This window comes from Nonomuraea sp. NPDC051941 (genome assembly GCF_044593615.1).
In genome coordinates, this window is the sequence record NZ_JBIUCF010000050.1 from 18162 (window position 1) to 33889 (window position 15728).

Consider the following 15728-nt stretch of genomic DNA (forward strand, 5'->3'; position numbering starts at 1 on the left):
GACAGTGACCTTGGGCGCCGCTCACACTTCGCCCAATGCGAAATCGGTTTCGCAACCATGGTCATGTCGCCGTCCAGCGAGGAGAGTGAGCATGTCGATTGGCCCCACCCCCGCCCGCCGATTGACAGGGAGTCCATTACGCCGAGCGGTCGTCTCCGGGCTGGTCGCGCTCGGCGTCGCCGTCGCGACACTCGTCGCACCGGCCACACCGGCCCAGGCCGCACCGGGCGACGTCGTGCTCGGAGACTTCGAGAACGGCGTCACCCCCTGGTTCACGGCGACCAGCGGCAGCACGACCGTGTCGCTGACCGTGACCTCGGACGCGCCGGCGAGCGGCAGCGGCGCAGCCCGTCTCCAGGTGAACGCGCCCAGCGGGACCGCGGAGCTGGCGCGCGGCATCCCCTCGATCGACGCTCGCTCGCTGACCTTCGCCCTGCGCAGCACCCAGCTGAAGGGCATCGTCGTCCGGATGATCGACAGCACCGGGCAGGCACACCAGCAGACTCGCCCGCTCACTCCCGGATCGCAGTGGCAGACCGTCACCGTGAGTGATTTCGCCCCGGCCGGCGCGGCGGAGTACATCCACTGGGGCGGGGCGAACGACGGCGTCTGGCACGGGCCGCTCAAGCACCTGTCGCTCCTGGTAGACGCGTTCCGCGTCGTCAACGGCCCGACGGCGACGATCGACGTGGACGACGTGACCGTGCAGTGCCCCGCGCCCGACCTCGCGATCGTTCCGACGACGACGGGTAACGCGTTCACCACCGGGCAGGAGGTGTCGTTCGGCATCCATACCGCGGCGAAGTCCCTGGAGTGGACGGTACGCGACATCGACAACGCCGTGGTGACCTCCGGTGCGAAGGAGACCTCGCAGCTGGGGGGCACGCTGTCGCTCGGCGAACTGCCCACCGGCTGGTACTCGGTCGGCCTCGTGGCCGTGCAGCCTGACGGTCGGCGCGTCGCGGGCGGCACCGACGTGTCGGTGCTCCCCGCGTCCGACGCGCGCGAGGAGCGCATCGGAGTCGCGACGCATTACGGGCAGGCCTGGTCCACCGACACGATCCCGCTCATCGCCGACGCGGGAGCCGGTTTCGCCCGGGACGAGGCCTATTGGGCCCAGGCGGAGAAGGTCAAGGGCACGATCGACTTCCCCGCGAAGGTGGACGCGTACACCGCCGCGCTGTCGAGCAACAACCTCCGGTTCTTCGACATCCTCGCGTACGGCAACAGCCTCTACCACGAGGGCGAGGCGCCGGCCACGCAGGCCGGGCGGGACGCGTTCGCGAACTACGCCGACGTCTCGGTCGCCACGTTCGGGACGGACGACACCTTCTACGAGGTGTGGAACGAGTGGAATCTGCGTGACCGGACCGGGCCCGCCGGCGCGACCGCGGCGAACTACGCGGCGCTGCTGGCGACGACCGCCGATCGGGTCCGCGCGGCTCATCCCGGCGCGAAGCTGGCCGGCCCGGCGCTGGCCCCGATGGACGAATGGTCCAAGTGGGTGGACGACTTCATCGCCGCCGGCGGCCTGGACGATCTCGACGCGTTCACCACGCACCCTTACGACTTCGCCGCCGAGCCGGAGTCGTTCATGGATCACGTGGGGGTGATCCGGGCGAAACTCGACGCTGCCGGGCACCGCGACATGCCGATCTGGCTCAGCGAGCACGGATGGCACACCTCCGACACGCCGCTCGGCGCCGACGAGAAGTCGCAGGCCCGCAATCTGTCCCGTGCGGAACTGCTGGCCCTCGGCAAGGGGATCGGCAAGTACACCGTCTACGACTTCAAGGACGACGGCACCGACCCGAAGAATCCCGAGCACCGCTTCGGCATCATCCGCAACGAGAACGACCCCCGAGGCGCGTACACCCCGAAACCGGCCTTCGTCGCGCAGGGCATCCTGACCCGCCAGACCGACGACCGCGCGGTCCGGCAGGTGCCGGCGCTCGGCAGCGGGCGCTACGGCGTGGAGTTCGGCGCCCGCCCCGGCGAGCCCGCCGCCACGCGCATGCAGGCCCTGTGGGCGCTGAAGCCGGAGACCTGGAGCATCAAGGCGGCGGGCGAGGTCAAGGTGACCGACCTCTACGGCGCCGAGGCGACGCTGCGGCCGGACGCCGACGGCCGGGTTCACGTCGCCGTCGGCAAGGACCCGGTGTATCTCACCGGAGAGGTGGGAGAGGTGTCCGCGCAGTCGCCGTACGCACTCGCGGTCGACCAGGCCATCGAGGGTCTCGCGCCCGCGGCGAAGTGGACGGTCACCGCGGGGGACCGGGCGCTGGACGTGTCCCTGCGAACCGACGCCGGCACGACGTCGGCGCAGGTGGCGAAGGGTGAGACCCGGTCGGTCGCCGTCACGCTGCCGCCGGCGGGCGTGGGCACGCGTACCTGGACCGCCGAGGTCCGCGAGGGCGATCGCACGGTCGGGCTTCTCGCGGCGACCGCCGACGTGGTGGCCCGGCTCGGGCTCACCGGTACGCACGCGCTCAACGCCACCGGGGCCGGCCTGCTGCGCCTCACCCTCGTGAACCGCGGCGCCGAACCTGTCAAGATCGACGGGATCGACTGGACCGTGGGCTCGTCGAGCGGCCGGGCGCTGCCCGGCGCCACTGTCGCCGGCGACGACAGCGTCTCCGTCGACGTGCCGCTGTCCGAGCTCGGTGCCTGGACCGCCACCGCCACCGGTGACGCGACCGCCACCGCGCGCGGGACCCTCGTCGGCGCGGATCCGGTCGATGTGGCGTTCCGCCCGGTGCAGGTGGACGGCAAGGTCGACGATGCCGTAGCGGTCCTTCCTGCGCAGACGCTCGGTGCGGCCGAGCAGGTGATCAGCGGCTGGGCGGGCGATGAGGACCACAGCGGCCGTCTCTGGCTCACCCACGACACCGAACGCCTGTACCTGACCGCCGTGATCACCGACAACGCGCACGCCCAGCCCGCTCGGGCCATGAACATCTGGCAGGGCGACAGCGTCCAGCTCGGTACGACGCCGGGATGGCCCGGCGAAGGCGCCGTACCGGTCAGTGAGATCGGCACGGCGCTCACCGGCGCCGGTCCGGTGGATCTCGCGCGCTGGTTGCCCGCGAACGCCACGACCGAGGGGCTCGCGTCGGCGGTGACGCGTGACGAAGCCGCGAAGACGACCACGTACGAGATGTCGGTCCCGTTCGGTGCGATCGGGGTGAAACCCGGCAACGGGATCCTTTCGGCGACCGTCGCCGTCAACGAGAACGACGGCGCCGGCCGGCGCGGATGGAGCACGTGGGGCAAGGGCGTGGCGGAGTCGAAGGACCCCGCGAAGTTCCGGCCGTTGCGCCTGCTGGCGGCCCCCGCGGGCAACGTCAGGGTGAAGGCCACGGCGCTGTCGTCCTGCTTGTCGTCCCCGCCGCGCCTCACGGTCGTGGCGATGAACCAGGAGAAGGTGCCGGTCGACCTCCGCCTCGTGACGCCGCTCGGCGAGAAGGCGTACCCGCGGGTCGCGCCGGGCCGTGCGGTCCTGCACACGTTCTCCGGCACGGGCAAGGAACTCGCCGGCGGAACCGCGGTGGTTTCCGCGTCGTACCTGGACGCCGGTGGGAACTTCGCCTACCAGGGCCGTGCGCTCGACTACCGGCGAGTCACGTGCCGCGTCTGAACGCCTAGGCCGGGCCGTTCCGGGTTCGCCCCAGAAAGGCGAACCCGGGATGGCGCACGCCCTGAAAACCGCGAATTCGGCGGCCGATACGGGATAACGCGGTGATTGACACGCTCCGCGATCTTATGGTCTGCTACGAAAGCGGTTTCGCAACTGACTTTGCTGAGATCTTTAGGACTGCTCTTGACTGATTCCGCCTCGCCCGTGAAGCCCGCGCGCGTGCTGGTCACCGGTGCGGACGGCACCATCGGCCGGCCGGTCGTGGAGGCACTGCTGAGTGCGGGCATCTCCGTGACGGCACTCTCGACCGCATGGTCAGGGCCGTCGCCGGCCGACCGGGTGTTCACCGGTGACGCCGCTGACGAGGCTCTTGTCCGACAGGCGCTCGAGGACGCGGACGCCGTCGTGCACCTCGCCGCCATACCGCACCCCGGCCTGGGAACAGCGCGCGAGGTGTTCGTGGGCAACACCTCGGCCACCTTCACCGTGCTGAACGTCGCCGGAGAGGCCGGCGTGCGCCGCGCCGTCATCGCGAGCTCGATCAACGCGTTCGGCGTGCCCTTCAACCGGCACGATCTCACTCCCGCCTACTACCCGCTCGACGAGTTGTCGCCGGTCGCGCATGACGACGCGTACTCGCTGTCCAAGTGGGTCGATGAGCAGACCGGGGCCTGGGCGCACAGCCGCTGGGGGATCACGGTGGTGGCGCTGCGCTTCCCGCTGGTGAGAGACCTTCCCGAACTGCGGGAGATCGCCGCGCGGTTGAGCCGGAACCCGGGTGAGCAGGCGCGTCTCGCCCGGGAAGGATGGGCGTACCTGGCGATGGCCGACGCACTGGACGCGGTGCTGCGCGGGCTGACGCACCCGATCTCCGGGATGCACACCTTGCTCCTGGCGGCAGAGGACACCATCGTGGGGGAGCCGACGGACCTCCTGCTCGATCGCTTCGCCCCCGCGAGCGAACGCCGCCGCGACTTCCCGGGCCGCACCGCCCCCATCGACACCTCTGCCGCCCGCCGCGTCCTCGGATGGGTGCCGCGGCACCGGCTCGGCGACCCGAGCGGCCCGATCAACGCGACCTTCCAGGAGACGCCGGCATGAGCGACGACACGACGGCATTCGCACAGCCGTGGGACGCGCCCGACGACGTGCGCATCACGGGCGTCCGGGCGATCGCCACCGCCCCCGAGGGCATCCCGCTGCTGGTCGTGAAGGTGACCACCAGCGACGACGGCCTTTACGGGCTCGGCTGCGCCACGTACACGCAGCGGTGGCGCGCGGTCGCCTCGTACGTCGAGGAGCATCTCGCCAGGCTCGTCGTCGGGCGATACCCCGGTGACATCGAAGATCTGGTGCGGCTGGCCCGCTTCTCCGGCTACTGGCGTGAGGGGCCGGTGGGCAACAACGCGATCTCCGGGCTCGACCAGGCTCTGTGGGACATCGCCGGCAAGCGAGCAGGAAGGCCCGTTCACGAGCTGCTGGGGGGCAAGGTACGCGCCGCCGCCGACACGTACCTGCACGCGGGCGGGTCGTCGATCGAGGAGACGCTTGACCAGGCCGAACGCCTCCGCGAAGCCGGGCTGCGGCACATCCGGCTCCAGGTCGGCCAGTCGGGCCGCGGCACCTACGGCGCTCCACCGACGGCCGAGATCACCGAGGCGTCCGCGCCGTACCCGGGCGGGTGGAGCGTGCCGGAGTACCTGCGGCGTACGCGGGAGCTGTTCGCCGCCGCCCGTGAGCGCTTCGGCGAGGAGATCGAGCTGCTCCACGACGTGCACTCCCGGCTGACCCCGAAGCAGGCGGTCGTTCTCGCCCGGGCGCTCGAGCCTTATCGGCTCTTCTTCCTCGAGGACGTCATCGCCCCCGAGCATTGGGATCGCCTGCCGGAGGTGCGCGCCGCCTCGCCCGTGCCGATCGCGGTCGGCGAGCTGACGACCTCGGTGACGGATGCCGCGCGCCTGGTCCTCGGGGGCGGCGTGGACTTCATCCGCTCCCATGTGTCGGACATCGGCGGGCTGACCGCCGCGCGCAAGATCGCCGCAGCCGCGGAGCTCGTCGGCGTCCGTACGGCCTGGCACGGTCCAGGCGACACCTCGCCGATCGGCGCCGCCGCCAACGTCGCGCTCGACGTGACGAGCCCGGCCTTCGGCATCCAGGAAGGGCACGTGTACGGCGAGCCTGTGCACGAAGTGTTCCCAGGTACCTTGCGCATCGAGCACGGCTGGTTGCGCCCGAACGAAGCTCCCGGCTGGGGCATCGATCTCGACGAGTCCGCCGCCGCCCGCCACCCCGCAGGGCTGTCGGGACACGATGCCTGGGCTGCCCGCGTCCGAGGCCTGGACGGAGGACTCATCGCCCCCTGACCGCAGCACCGCGACAACACCAGCACAAAGTACTGAGGAGACCCATGCCCCCCACAAATGTCCGGAAGTTTGCTGCCGCCCTCAGTGTCAGTGCTGCAGCGTTCGCTCTCACTACGGGCTGTGGCGCCGAGAGCCCGTCGCAGTCCGGCTCCGTTTCCATCACCGTCGCCGGTCAGCCCACCCAGGAAAACCCCGATCAGCTCAAGGCGTTCAAGCGCAAGATCACCGACTTCACCAAGGCCAACCCCGGCATCACGGTCACCGGTGACGAGTCCTCGTTCGACGTGAACACCTTCCAGGCGCTGGTCGCGGGCGGGAAACTGCCCACGGTGTTCTACGTGCCCTTCACGGAGATGCAGGGGATCATCGCCCGGCAGCAGGCCGCGGACATCACCGGCTACGTCGGCGCGGACGCCGCCGCCAAGCGGGTCAACCCGTCGATCCTGAAGGTCGCCACGAGCCCGGACAGCCATGTCTACGGCGTTCCCGTCCAGGCCTACAGCATGGGGCTGCTGTACAACCGCGCCCTGTTCACCAAGGCCGGGCTCGACCCCGACGCGCCGCCGAAGACCTGGGACGAGGTGCGGGCCGCCGCGAAGGCCATCCATGCCAAGACCGGCGTGCAGGGCTTCGGCGCCATGACCAAGGACAACACCGGAGGCTGGGTGCTCACGACCATGAGCTACGCCTTCGGGAGCAAGATCCAGTCGGACGACGGCAAGCAGGCCAACGTCAACAACAACGCCACCCGCGCCGCGCTGGAGTTCTACCGCTCCCTGCGGTGGGACGACGACACCTTCGGGTCCGACTTCCTCATCGGGTACAAGGACATCACGAACGCCCTGGCCAGCGGCAAGGTCGGCATGATCGTGCAGGGTGCGGACACCTACACCCCGGTTGTTCAGTCTCTCGGGATGAAGCCGGACGACTTCGGCCTCGCCCCGATGCCGCAGGCGCCCGGGGGCCTCGGCACTCTGGGCGGCGGGTCCGTGGCCATCATCAATCCGCGGGCCTCGGCGGAGGAGATCAAGGCCGCGCTCAAGTGGATCGAGTTCGCCGAGTTCAACAAGTACAACAACGAACAGGCGGCCGTCACGGGCGCCAAGGCCGCCGCCGCCGACAAGCTGCCGGTGGGCGCACCGGTGCTCCCGCTCTTCGACCAGGCCACCACCGACCGGTATCTGACGTGGGTGAAGGATTACGTCAACGTGCCGCGCGAGCACTTCGCGGCGTACTTCGACTCGGCCAAGACGCTGCCGCTCGTGCCCGAACCGGCGGCGAAGGCGCAGGAGACGTACGGAATCCTCGACAACGTCGTGCAGGCGGTGCTGACCCGGCGGGACGCCGACATCACCGCCCTGCTCGACGACGCTCAGAAGAAGGTCCAGTCCGCGATCGACGCGGGCTGAACCGTCGCCCCCGTCACGCCGGCCGGTGCGACGGGGGCGACAGTCCAGAAAGGCGCCTCCGGAACGATGACGGACGCAACCATTCCCCCTACGACAGAGCGTTCGCGCGGTGTCGTGCGCTGGGTCCGCCGCGGCGGACTCTCGACATTGATCTTCTTCATCCCCCTTCTCACGTCATTCGGGCTGTTCTCCTGGTGGCCGATTCTCCGCTCCCTGCTGCTCAGCCTGCAGCGCACGAACTTTCTCACCTCCGAGTGGGTCGGGCTCGACAACTTCGCCCGCGTCCTGAAGGACCCTCTTCTGCTGACGGCGACCTGGAACACCCTGTGGTTCTCGATCCTGGCCTTCGTGATCGGGTTCCCGGTCCCGGTGCTTGTGGCGGTGTTCATCGGCGAGTTGCGGCGCGCGCGGAGGATCGCGTCCGCCCTCGTCTACCTGCCGGTGATCTTCCCGCCGGTCGTCGCCGTGCTGCTGTGGAAGGCGTTCTTCGACCCCAGCCCCAAGGGGGTGTTCAACACCGTGCTGGGCTGGTTCGGCCTCGGCCCCGTCCCCTGGCTGAACGACGGCGATCTGGCCATGCCGTCGATCGTGCTGCAGGCGACGTGGGCGTCGTTCGGCACCGCCACGATCATCTACCTGGCGACGCTGATGAGCATCCAGACCGAGTTGTACGACGCCGCCGAGGCCGACGGAGCAGCGGTGTCGCGCCGGTTCTGGCACATCACCCTGCCCCAGATGCGCGGCGTGCTTCTGGTGATGTTCCTTCTCCAGGTCATCGGCACGTTCCAGGTCTTCACCGAGCCGTACATCATGACGAACGGCGGTCCGGAGAACCGCACCGTCACGATCTTGATGCTCATCTATCGCTACGCCTTCATCTCCGGCGACTACGGCCGAGCCACCGCGTTGAGCGTCCTGCTGGCAGTCGTCCTCTCGGCCCTGTCCGCCGTGTACCTCTGGGCGACCAGACGCTGGAGCACCTCATGACCACCGAAACCGCTACGTCCGAACGCGGCATCCTCTCCTTCCTCGATCGTCGCAGACCTGTCGTCCGCGTCTCGGTCGCGGCGATCGGCACGCTCGTCATCGCCGGCCTCGTGATCCTCTGCGCGGGCCCGCTCTTCTGGCTCTTCAAGGCCGCCACGTCGACCACCACCGAGACGCTGTCGGCGCCGTTCTCCCTGTGGCCCAGCGGCATCCACTGGGACTCGTTCGTTCAGGTGTGGACACGCGTCGACTTCGGCCGATATTTCTGGAACACGCTCGCGCTCATGGCCGGGTCCCTGTTCCTGGGGCTCCTCGTCGCGACGACCGGCGGCTACGGTCTGGCGGTTCTCCGGCCGAAGTACGCCAAGGCCGTGTTCGCTGCGCTCCTCGCCACCCTGTTCATTCCCGGCGTGATCTCCCTTGTGGCGCTCTACCTGACCGTCATCGACATTCCGCTCGTCCATGTCAGCCTGCTGGGCTCGATGTGGGCGGTGTGGCTCCCGTCCTCGGCCAACGCCGTCAACGTGCTGCTCATGCAGCGATTCTTCGCCAACATCCCCCGGGAGCTCTTCAACGCGGCCCGCATCGACGGAGCAGGACCCTTCAGGATGTTCTTCTCCATCGTCCTGCCGATGTCACGCCCGATTCTCGGCGTCGTCAGCCTCCTCACGCTCGTCGGCTCCTACAAGGAGTTCCTCTGGCCGCTGCTGGTCCTGCCGAACCCGCAGGACCAGCCGATCTCGGTCGCGCTGCCGAGGCTGCAGAGCTCCATCGACTTCTCGCAGTTCATGGCCGCGCTCTTCATCTCGGTCATCATCCCCGTCGGTCTCTTCCTCGCTCTCCAGCGCCAGTTCCTGCAGGCGGCAGGCAACGCCGGCGCGCTCAAGGGCTGAGCCGACGCTTCGTCCGCACCCGCACCAAGGACACCGATGCCCCACTTCGACCTGCCCATCGACCAGCTCCGCGCGTACCGGCCAGAGGTCCGGGTCCCCGCCGGCTTCGACACCTTCTGGCGGCAGACGCTCGCCGACGCCCGGAAGGCGGGCGGAGATCCGCACTTCACCCCGGCCACGACGCCGCTCGTCGGGTGCCACGTCCTCGACGTGCGTTTCCCGGGGTTCGCCGGCGACCCGATCGCCGGCTGGCTGCTCCTGCCGCCCGGCGACGGGCCCCACCCCGCCGTCGTGCAGTTCCTGGGTTACGGGGCGGGCCGCGGGCTGCCGCACGAGTACCTTCCGTGGGTCGCAGCCGGATACGCGTGCTTCGTGATGGACTCGCGTGGCCAGGGCTCCACCTGGGGAGTCGGCGGGGCCACTCCCGACCCGCACGGGTCCGGACCGGCGGCGAACGGTGTCATGACCCGTGGCATCGAGGATCCCGGGACGTACTACTACCGGCGGCTGTTCACCGACGCCGTCCGTGCGGTCGACGCCGTGCGCCGGCACCCGTCCGTGGACGCCGCCCGCGTGGCGGTGTCCGGCGGGAGCCAAGGAGGCGGCATCGCGCTCGCCGCCGCGGGCTTGTCGGAGGAGCTCATGGCCGTCTTCGTCGACGTGCCGTTCCTGTGCCATTTCGAGCGCGCCGTCGGCCTGACCGACCGCGAGCCGTACGCGGAGATCACGCGCTATCTCGCCGTGCACCGCGAGAGCGCCGAGCGGGTCTTCGACACGCTCTCGTATTTCGACGGTGTGAATCTCGCGGCTCTGGCCACCGCTCCCGCCCTGTTCTCGGTCGCGCTCATGGACCAGACCTGCCCTCCGTCGACGGTTTTCGCCGCGTTCAACGCCTACGCGGGCCCCAAGGAGATCACCGTGTACTCCTTCAACGGCCACGAAGGCGGAGCCGCCGCTCAATGGCCGCGGCAGGTCGCCCTCCTGACGGGGACGGCACGGGCATGAGCGCGCGCTTCGGGGTCAACTACCTGCCGCGGGAGAACTGGTGGTACGCCTGGGCAGAGGACGATGACGACGCGTTCGCGGAGGATCTCCACCAGATCGCCTCGCTCGGATTCGACCATGTGCGCGTGCAGTGCCTGTGGCCGCTCTTCCAGCCCAACCCGTCCTGGGTGTCGCCACGCGCGCTGCGCCGCCTCGTCCGCCTGCTCGACCGTGCGGCGGAGAGCGGGCTCGACGTCTGCGTGACCGTGCTGAACGGCTGGCTGAGCGGCTTCGACTTCCGGCCGTCCTGGCTGAAGGACGTCGAACCCTTCACCGACGCCGCGGCCGTCACCGCCGCGGAACTGCTCGTCGGCGCCGTCTCGCGAGCGGTCGAAGGCCACCCGGCGCTCTGGTGCGTCGACGTCGCGAACGAGCCCAACGTCCTCATGCGCCGTCTCAAGCCAGGTGAAGGCGAGGCCTGGGCCGCGAGGATGCTCCACGCCGCTCGTGCGGCCTCCGTGCCGGTCACCGTGGGAGTCGACCATGTGCCGTGGATGAGCGACGACGCCCCGATCGGGCGGGCGTTCGTGGCCGGCGCGTGCGATCTCGTCCCGGTGCACGCGTGGCCGTTCTTCACCGGTGCTCTGGCCAGGGTCGGGGAGGAGCGCGCCTGGGCCATCCCCGACTATCTCGCGCAGGTCGCCCGCGCGACCCCTGGCGCTGCCGGCAAGCCGGTGTGGATCCAGGAGCTCGGGGTCTCCCCGCTCTGGCTCACGGACATGGCCGTGGAGGACTTCGCCGAGCGGATGTTGCGGCGTGCCGCCGCGATCCCCGGACTGGGCGCTGTCACGTGGTGGGCGTCCCACGACATCAGCCGCCGCTTCACCGGCTTCGACGAGCTCGAGTACGGCCTGGGCCTCATCGACGCCGAAGGACTGGTGAAACCGATCGGATCGCGGGTGGCCGAGGTGGTCGCGGAACTGCGTGAGCGGCCACGCGGACAGGCGGCAGCGGAGTCGACGATCACCCTGCCCGCCGGACGGGCGCCTGACATCGACTTCGCCGAAGGCTGGTTCGCGCGCATGGAGGCGACCGTCGGACCCGCAATCGTTCATGAAAGGGGCATGTGATGAGCGAGCGTACGCTTCACACGGACCTTCTGGTCGTCGGAGGAGGGCTCGGGGGAGTCGCCGCCGCGTTGACGGCGGCGCGCCTCGGCATCCGGGTGGTGCTCGCCGAGCGGTCGGACGGGCTCGGCGGCCAGCTGACCACGCAGGCGGTTCCGCCGGACGAGCACCGGTGGATCGAGACCGAGCTCGGCTCGACCTCGTACCGCGAGCTCCGCGAGACCGTCCGAGCCCACTATCGCCGCCTTTACCCGCTTGCCCCGGACGCGGCCGCGGACCCGCAGCTGAATCCGGGTCGGGGCAACGTCTCGCGGCTGTGTCACGAGCCGAGGGTGGGCGCGCTGGCGATCGAGGAACTGCTGTCTCCGCACCTCGCCTCGGGCGCGATCACCGTGCTGCGGGAACACGACGTGGTGAACGTGGACCGCCGCGACCGGCAGATCGCCAACGTACGGCTGCGCAGCCGGGAAGGCGACCTCGTCGAGGTGACCGCCCGCCTCGTGGCCGACGCCACCGAAGAAGGCGACCTCCTGGAGCAGGCCGGCATGCTCTTCACGATCGGGGCGGAGTCGCGCGACGACACCGGCGAACTCCACGCACCGCCGGAGCCGGATCCACGGGATCAGCAGGCGGTCACCTGGTGCGTGGCACTCGAATATCGCGAGGGTGAAGACCACACCATCGACAGGCCCGGCGACTATGAGCACTGGCGCGACACCGTCGACCCCCGCTGGCCCGGCCCGCAGCTGTCCTGGAAGGACATCGTGCCCGATACGGGTGCGGTGCGGTGGCGGCCGCTGTTCGTCCACTCGCCCGAGCAGGCCGTCCACACAGGCGCCGACGACCTGTGGCACTACCGCCGGATCCTGTCGCGGCAGAACCTCGACCCGAGCTTTCCCGGCGGCGAGATCACGCTGGTGAACTGGCCGCAGATCGACTACTGGGAGCGTCCGCTGCTCGGCGTGAGCGCGGAGGAGCGTGAGCAGGCGCTGGCGGAGGCGCGCTCCCTCACCCGCAGCTTCGTCCACTGGATGCAGACCGAGGCCCCTCGCCATGACGGCGGCACCGGCTATCCCGAACTGCGGCCCAGGGGCGATGTCACGGGCACCTCGGATGGCTTGGCGAAGGAGGTGTACATTCGCGAGTCACGCCGGATCCGTCCCCTGTTTCGGGTGACCGAGGCGCACATCGGGGTGGAAATGCGGGGGCCCGGCGAGGGAAGCGCCCTTTTCGAGGACAGCGTCGGCATCGGCCACTACCGCATCGACCTGCATCCCAGCACCTCCGGCCGAGGCTATGTCGACATCGACTGCTTCCCGTTCCAGATTCCGCTCGGGGCCCTCATCCCGGTCGACGTCGACAACCTCGTCGCCGCGAACAAGAACATCGGCACCACCCATGTCGCCAACGGCGCGTACCGGTTGCATCCGGTCGAATGGTCCATCGGCGAGGCGGTCGGCGCTCTGGCGGCCCAGATCGCCGGGACGGCCCAGACCCCGGCGCAGCTCCGGGCCGATCCGGCGAGCCTCCGCCGCCTGCAGCGACGTCTTCGTGATGACCTCGGTGTCACTCTCGAGTGGCCCGATGACATCCGCACCGGTCGGTCCGCGAGCTGAGCGGCTCGGCGATGGTCACGTTCTCCTGCCACGCGCGCTCGGCCCGGCCCTCGTCGGCGGCGTGGAGCAGCCCTTCCCCGGGGAGTCCGCATGGCGCCGGTGGACCTTGACGTCGTCATCGCCTCGCCGGTGCGCCGCGGGAGCCGGTCGACGGCCCGCTGCGACTCGATCATCACTCCAGCGGGCTGCGGATCACTCTCACCCGGATTCCTGGGGGCTCCAGGCGATGATCTGGCCTCTCTCGGTGATGCGTTTCCGAAGCTGCTCGGGGTCGATGTCCTGAACGGCAACCTGGTTCCGGATCGCCAACGTCGCCGCGACGGCAGCCGACTCCGCGAGAACGCAGAAGACCGGTTCCATGCGGGTGGCCGCGTACGCGATGTGCGTCGCCGACAGGCACACGGGCACGAGCAGATTCGCGCAGTCGCTCTTGTGCGGCGTGATGACCCGGTAGGGAACGGGGTACGGCCGGCCCGTTCCCAGGTGTCCGCCGATGAACATGTCGCCCTCGGTCGCAACCCCGAGTCGCCCTGTTTCGGAATCGCGATGAGCGATGCGCCGGGCCGGGTACACGTCCACGCCGAAGAGGGCGAGCCCGATGGCATCGGTGGGATCGGTCTGGTTCAACACATCCGCGTGGGTAAGGGTGTACCGGCCCTTGAGGCGCCGGGATACCCGTACATAGAGCTGGTGCGGCCACCCGTCGGTCTCCGGGAAGACGTCGGCATCCAAGCCGTACGCGGCCGTCTCCCGCCGGAACCCCTCGGGCACCTCAGGGTGGGTCGAGAGGAAGTGGTGCAGGCCGCGGAGATAGTCGATGTGGTGGAGCCAGATCCGCGACCGGACGTTCCAGTCGCCGTCCTGGTAGTCGTGGCTCACGCCGACGGGCGCATTCGTGACTAGGGAGGCGCGCTGGTAGTTGTATTCACCTGAATTGAGCCATCCGGGAAACACAGCTCGGAGTCTGTCCAGCTGGTCGCCGGTGCTCGTGCTCACGGACTTGATGTGCTCGACGTAGCGGCGGATCAACTCGAATGTGTCAGGTGAGTAGTCGTCCGGCGCGGTGATCTCAGCCCTGTGACGCTTGTCCGACGTCAGATAGAAACGGAAGTTGTATGCCTGGGTGTAGCCGTCCGCCGAGCCGATCGGCAATCCGTGGTCCTCGTCGATGAGCGGGATGAGCCCACTGGTGGGATCGCCCGGTACGACGTAGGGGTCGATCGGCGTCCAGTTCGTGACGTGACCGACGCCTGCCGGTGCCTCGCCGAAAGCCTGGCGTGATTCGCGTCCGGTTCGATAGGGAACCTCTGCGAGAGCCATCAGGTCGCCTTCGTAAGAAGCATCGACGAAAATCGACGCCGAAATGCTGAAAGGCTCTTCCGATTCGGATGCCGGCGGCGGCACTCCCCATTTGCTCGGCGGTGAAGGCTCAAGCTGGATGGTGTCGATATGGTCGCCGTTTCGCGTCGCCGAGCGGATGCGGTGCTCGAAGATCACTCTGATGCCGGCCTCGGAAAGCCACTCGTGGAACCCGCGCACGATGTCCGGGGGATGGTTCCCGAAGCGGAAGATCACGTCGTTCGTCAGTCCTCCGACAGCCTCGGGAAGGGGGCAGTCCTGGAGCGGTTTGATTCCCGAGCCCAACATTCCTCCGAGCCGACGACCTGGCTCGACGAGTATTACGGAGTTGCCCTCCTGGTGTGCCGTGATGGCGGCGACACAGCCTGCGGGTGTTCCTCCGTACACGCAGATATCGGCCCTCAGCGTCATCGATTCCGTCCTGTTCGAGATTGGTCCTCATATTTTTTCGGACTGCGCAGGACCACGGAATGGCGATTTTGGTGGAGATCATGCACATTTTGATGAGAGGCCATGGGATGGGTCTTGATGGTTACCTGCTGGCGCCCCGGCGCCCGCAGTTCAGCCTCGGTTCCGACACGTACGAGGGGTGGTGCATGCTGCTGCCGAGGAACGGAACGTTCTCCTATGAAGTCGAGGATGAAGCGGCGCACAGAACCAGAGCGGTGGGTGAGGCCGGGCTTCGGGGCGAGGCGCATTTCGGCGATGTCGTCATCAGCCCGCCGGGCAGCACGCTACGGCGGCAGATGAAAATGCCGACGTCGTTCTTCTTCGCGCGATTCCTGACCGCTCTGGAGCCGCCGATCGGCTGCAGTCGATTGCGCGACGTCGATCGCCTGCGCGCCGACCTCGCACTTCTCGAATCCACGCAATCCGCTTCCGATGAAGGTCATCAAAGGTTGGATGCGGAGATGGTCGCGGCGCATGTGGTCGACGACGTACTCATCACCCTACTTTGGGAGCGGACGCGGGGAGACGTGCGTGAAGACGTTCTGGTGCGGAAGGCGATCGCCTTCATCCTGGAGTGCTTCACCTCGCCGGATCTTTCGCTCGGCGACCTCGCGAGGACGCTGGGCGTCAGTTCTTCGCTGCTCTCGCGACGCTTCCGGGACGTTCGAGGTGTCACACCGGGCCAATACCTTCGTGGCGTCAGGTTGCGGAGAGCGCGGGAGCTGTTGACCGGGACCGACTTCACCCTGCAGACCATCGCCGAACGGTGCGGATATCGCAGCGCGTTCTACCTCAGCCGAGTCTTCAAAGCCACCACCGGTCAGTCGCCTTCTGAATATCGCGCGGGGAGCCCGTCCATCAGCCGTTGACCTCGGCCACCCAGCGGGATCCGTCGAGCCCCTC

General features: G+C 68.9%; 11 protein-coding genes. 10 read left to right on the plus strand and 1 reads right to left on the minus strand.

Annotated features, from left to right (window positions below):
* The first annotated feature begins 91 nt into the window (after positions 1 to 91).
* The 9 genes from ACIHFD_RS53270 to ACIHFD_RS53310 all read left to right on the plus strand — a co-directional run bounded on the left by ACIHFD_RS53270 (position 92) and on the right by ACIHFD_RS53310 (position 13016).
* Complete coding sequence (locus ACIHFD_RS53270) at positions 92 to 3637, plus strand: hypothetical protein (protein WP_397373424.1); 3546 nt, start codon at positions 92 to 94, stop codon at positions 3635 to 3637.
* Between the two features lie 183 nt (positions 3638 to 3820).
* Positions 3821 to 4738, plus strand: coding sequence for an NAD-dependent epimerase/dehydratase family protein (locus ACIHFD_RS53275; RefSeq protein ID WP_397373425.1), 918 nt, complete (start codon positions 3821 to 3823; stop codon positions 4736 to 4738).
* Positions 4735 to 6000, plus strand: a complete 1266-nt coding sequence (locus tag ACIHFD_RS53280) for an enolase C-terminal domain-like protein (protein WP_397373426.1) — start codon at positions 4735 to 4737, stop codon at positions 5998 to 6000. The genes ACIHFD_RS53275 and ACIHFD_RS53280 overlap by 4 nt, the downstream gene beginning before the upstream one ends.
* A 44-nt stretch (positions 6001 to 6044) precedes the next feature.
* On the plus strand, positions 6045 to 7409 hold the full coding sequence (locus ACIHFD_RS53285) for an ABC transporter substrate-binding protein (RefSeq protein WP_397373427.1): 1365 nt from the start codon (positions 6045 to 6047) through the stop codon (positions 7407 to 7409).
* A 147-nt stretch (positions 7410 to 7556) separates the two neighbouring features.
* Positions 7557 to 8396, plus strand: coding sequence for a carbohydrate ABC transporter permease (locus ACIHFD_RS53290; protein ID WP_397373428.1), 840 nt, complete (start codon positions 7557 to 7559; stop codon positions 8394 to 8396).
* Positions 8393 to 9289, plus strand: a complete 897-nt coding sequence (locus ACIHFD_RS53295) for a carbohydrate ABC transporter permease (RefSeq protein WP_397373429.1) — start codon at positions 8393 to 8395, stop codon at positions 9287 to 9289. The genes ACIHFD_RS53290 and ACIHFD_RS53295 overlap by 4 nt, the downstream gene beginning before the upstream one ends.
* A gap of 36 nt (positions 9290 to 9325) precedes the next feature.
* Complete coding sequence (locus ACIHFD_RS53300; protein WP_397373430.1) at positions 9326 to 10294, plus strand: acetylxylan esterase; 969 nt, start codon at positions 9326 to 9328, stop codon at positions 10292 to 10294.
* Positions 10291 to 11403 (plus strand): hypothetical protein, encoded by a 1113-nt coding sequence (locus ACIHFD_RS53305; protein ID WP_397373431.1) that lies wholly within the window; start codon positions 10291 to 10293, stop codon positions 11401 to 11403. The genes ACIHFD_RS53300 and ACIHFD_RS53305 overlap by 4 nt, the downstream gene beginning before the upstream one ends.
* The gene (locus ACIHFD_RS53310) at positions 11403 to 13016 is read left to right on the plus strand and encodes an FAD-dependent oxidoreductase (RefSeq protein ID WP_397373432.1); all 1614 of its coding nucleotides are present in this window, start codon (positions 11403 to 11405) and stop codon (positions 13014 to 13016) included. The genes ACIHFD_RS53305 and ACIHFD_RS53310 overlap by 1 nt, the downstream gene beginning before the upstream one ends.
* A gap of 198 nt (positions 13017 to 13214) precedes the next feature.
* On the opposite strand, the gene ACIHFD_RS53315 is transcribed toward ACIHFD_RS53310, so the two are convergent.
* Entirely contained in the window at positions 13215 to 14786 is a 1572-nt protein-coding gene (locus ACIHFD_RS53315) for an FAD-dependent oxidoreductase (protein WP_397373433.1), read from the minus strand.
* Positions 14787 to 14845: 59 nt separating this feature from the next.
* Between ACIHFD_RS53315 and ACIHFD_RS53320 the strand changes: the two genes are divergently transcribed.
* A complete protein-coding gene (locus ACIHFD_RS53320; protein ID WP_397373434.1) occupies positions 14846 to 15694 on the plus strand; it encodes a helix-turn-helix transcriptional regulator in 849 nt (282 codons plus the stop codon).
* Positions 15695 to 15728 lie beyond the last annotated feature (34 nt).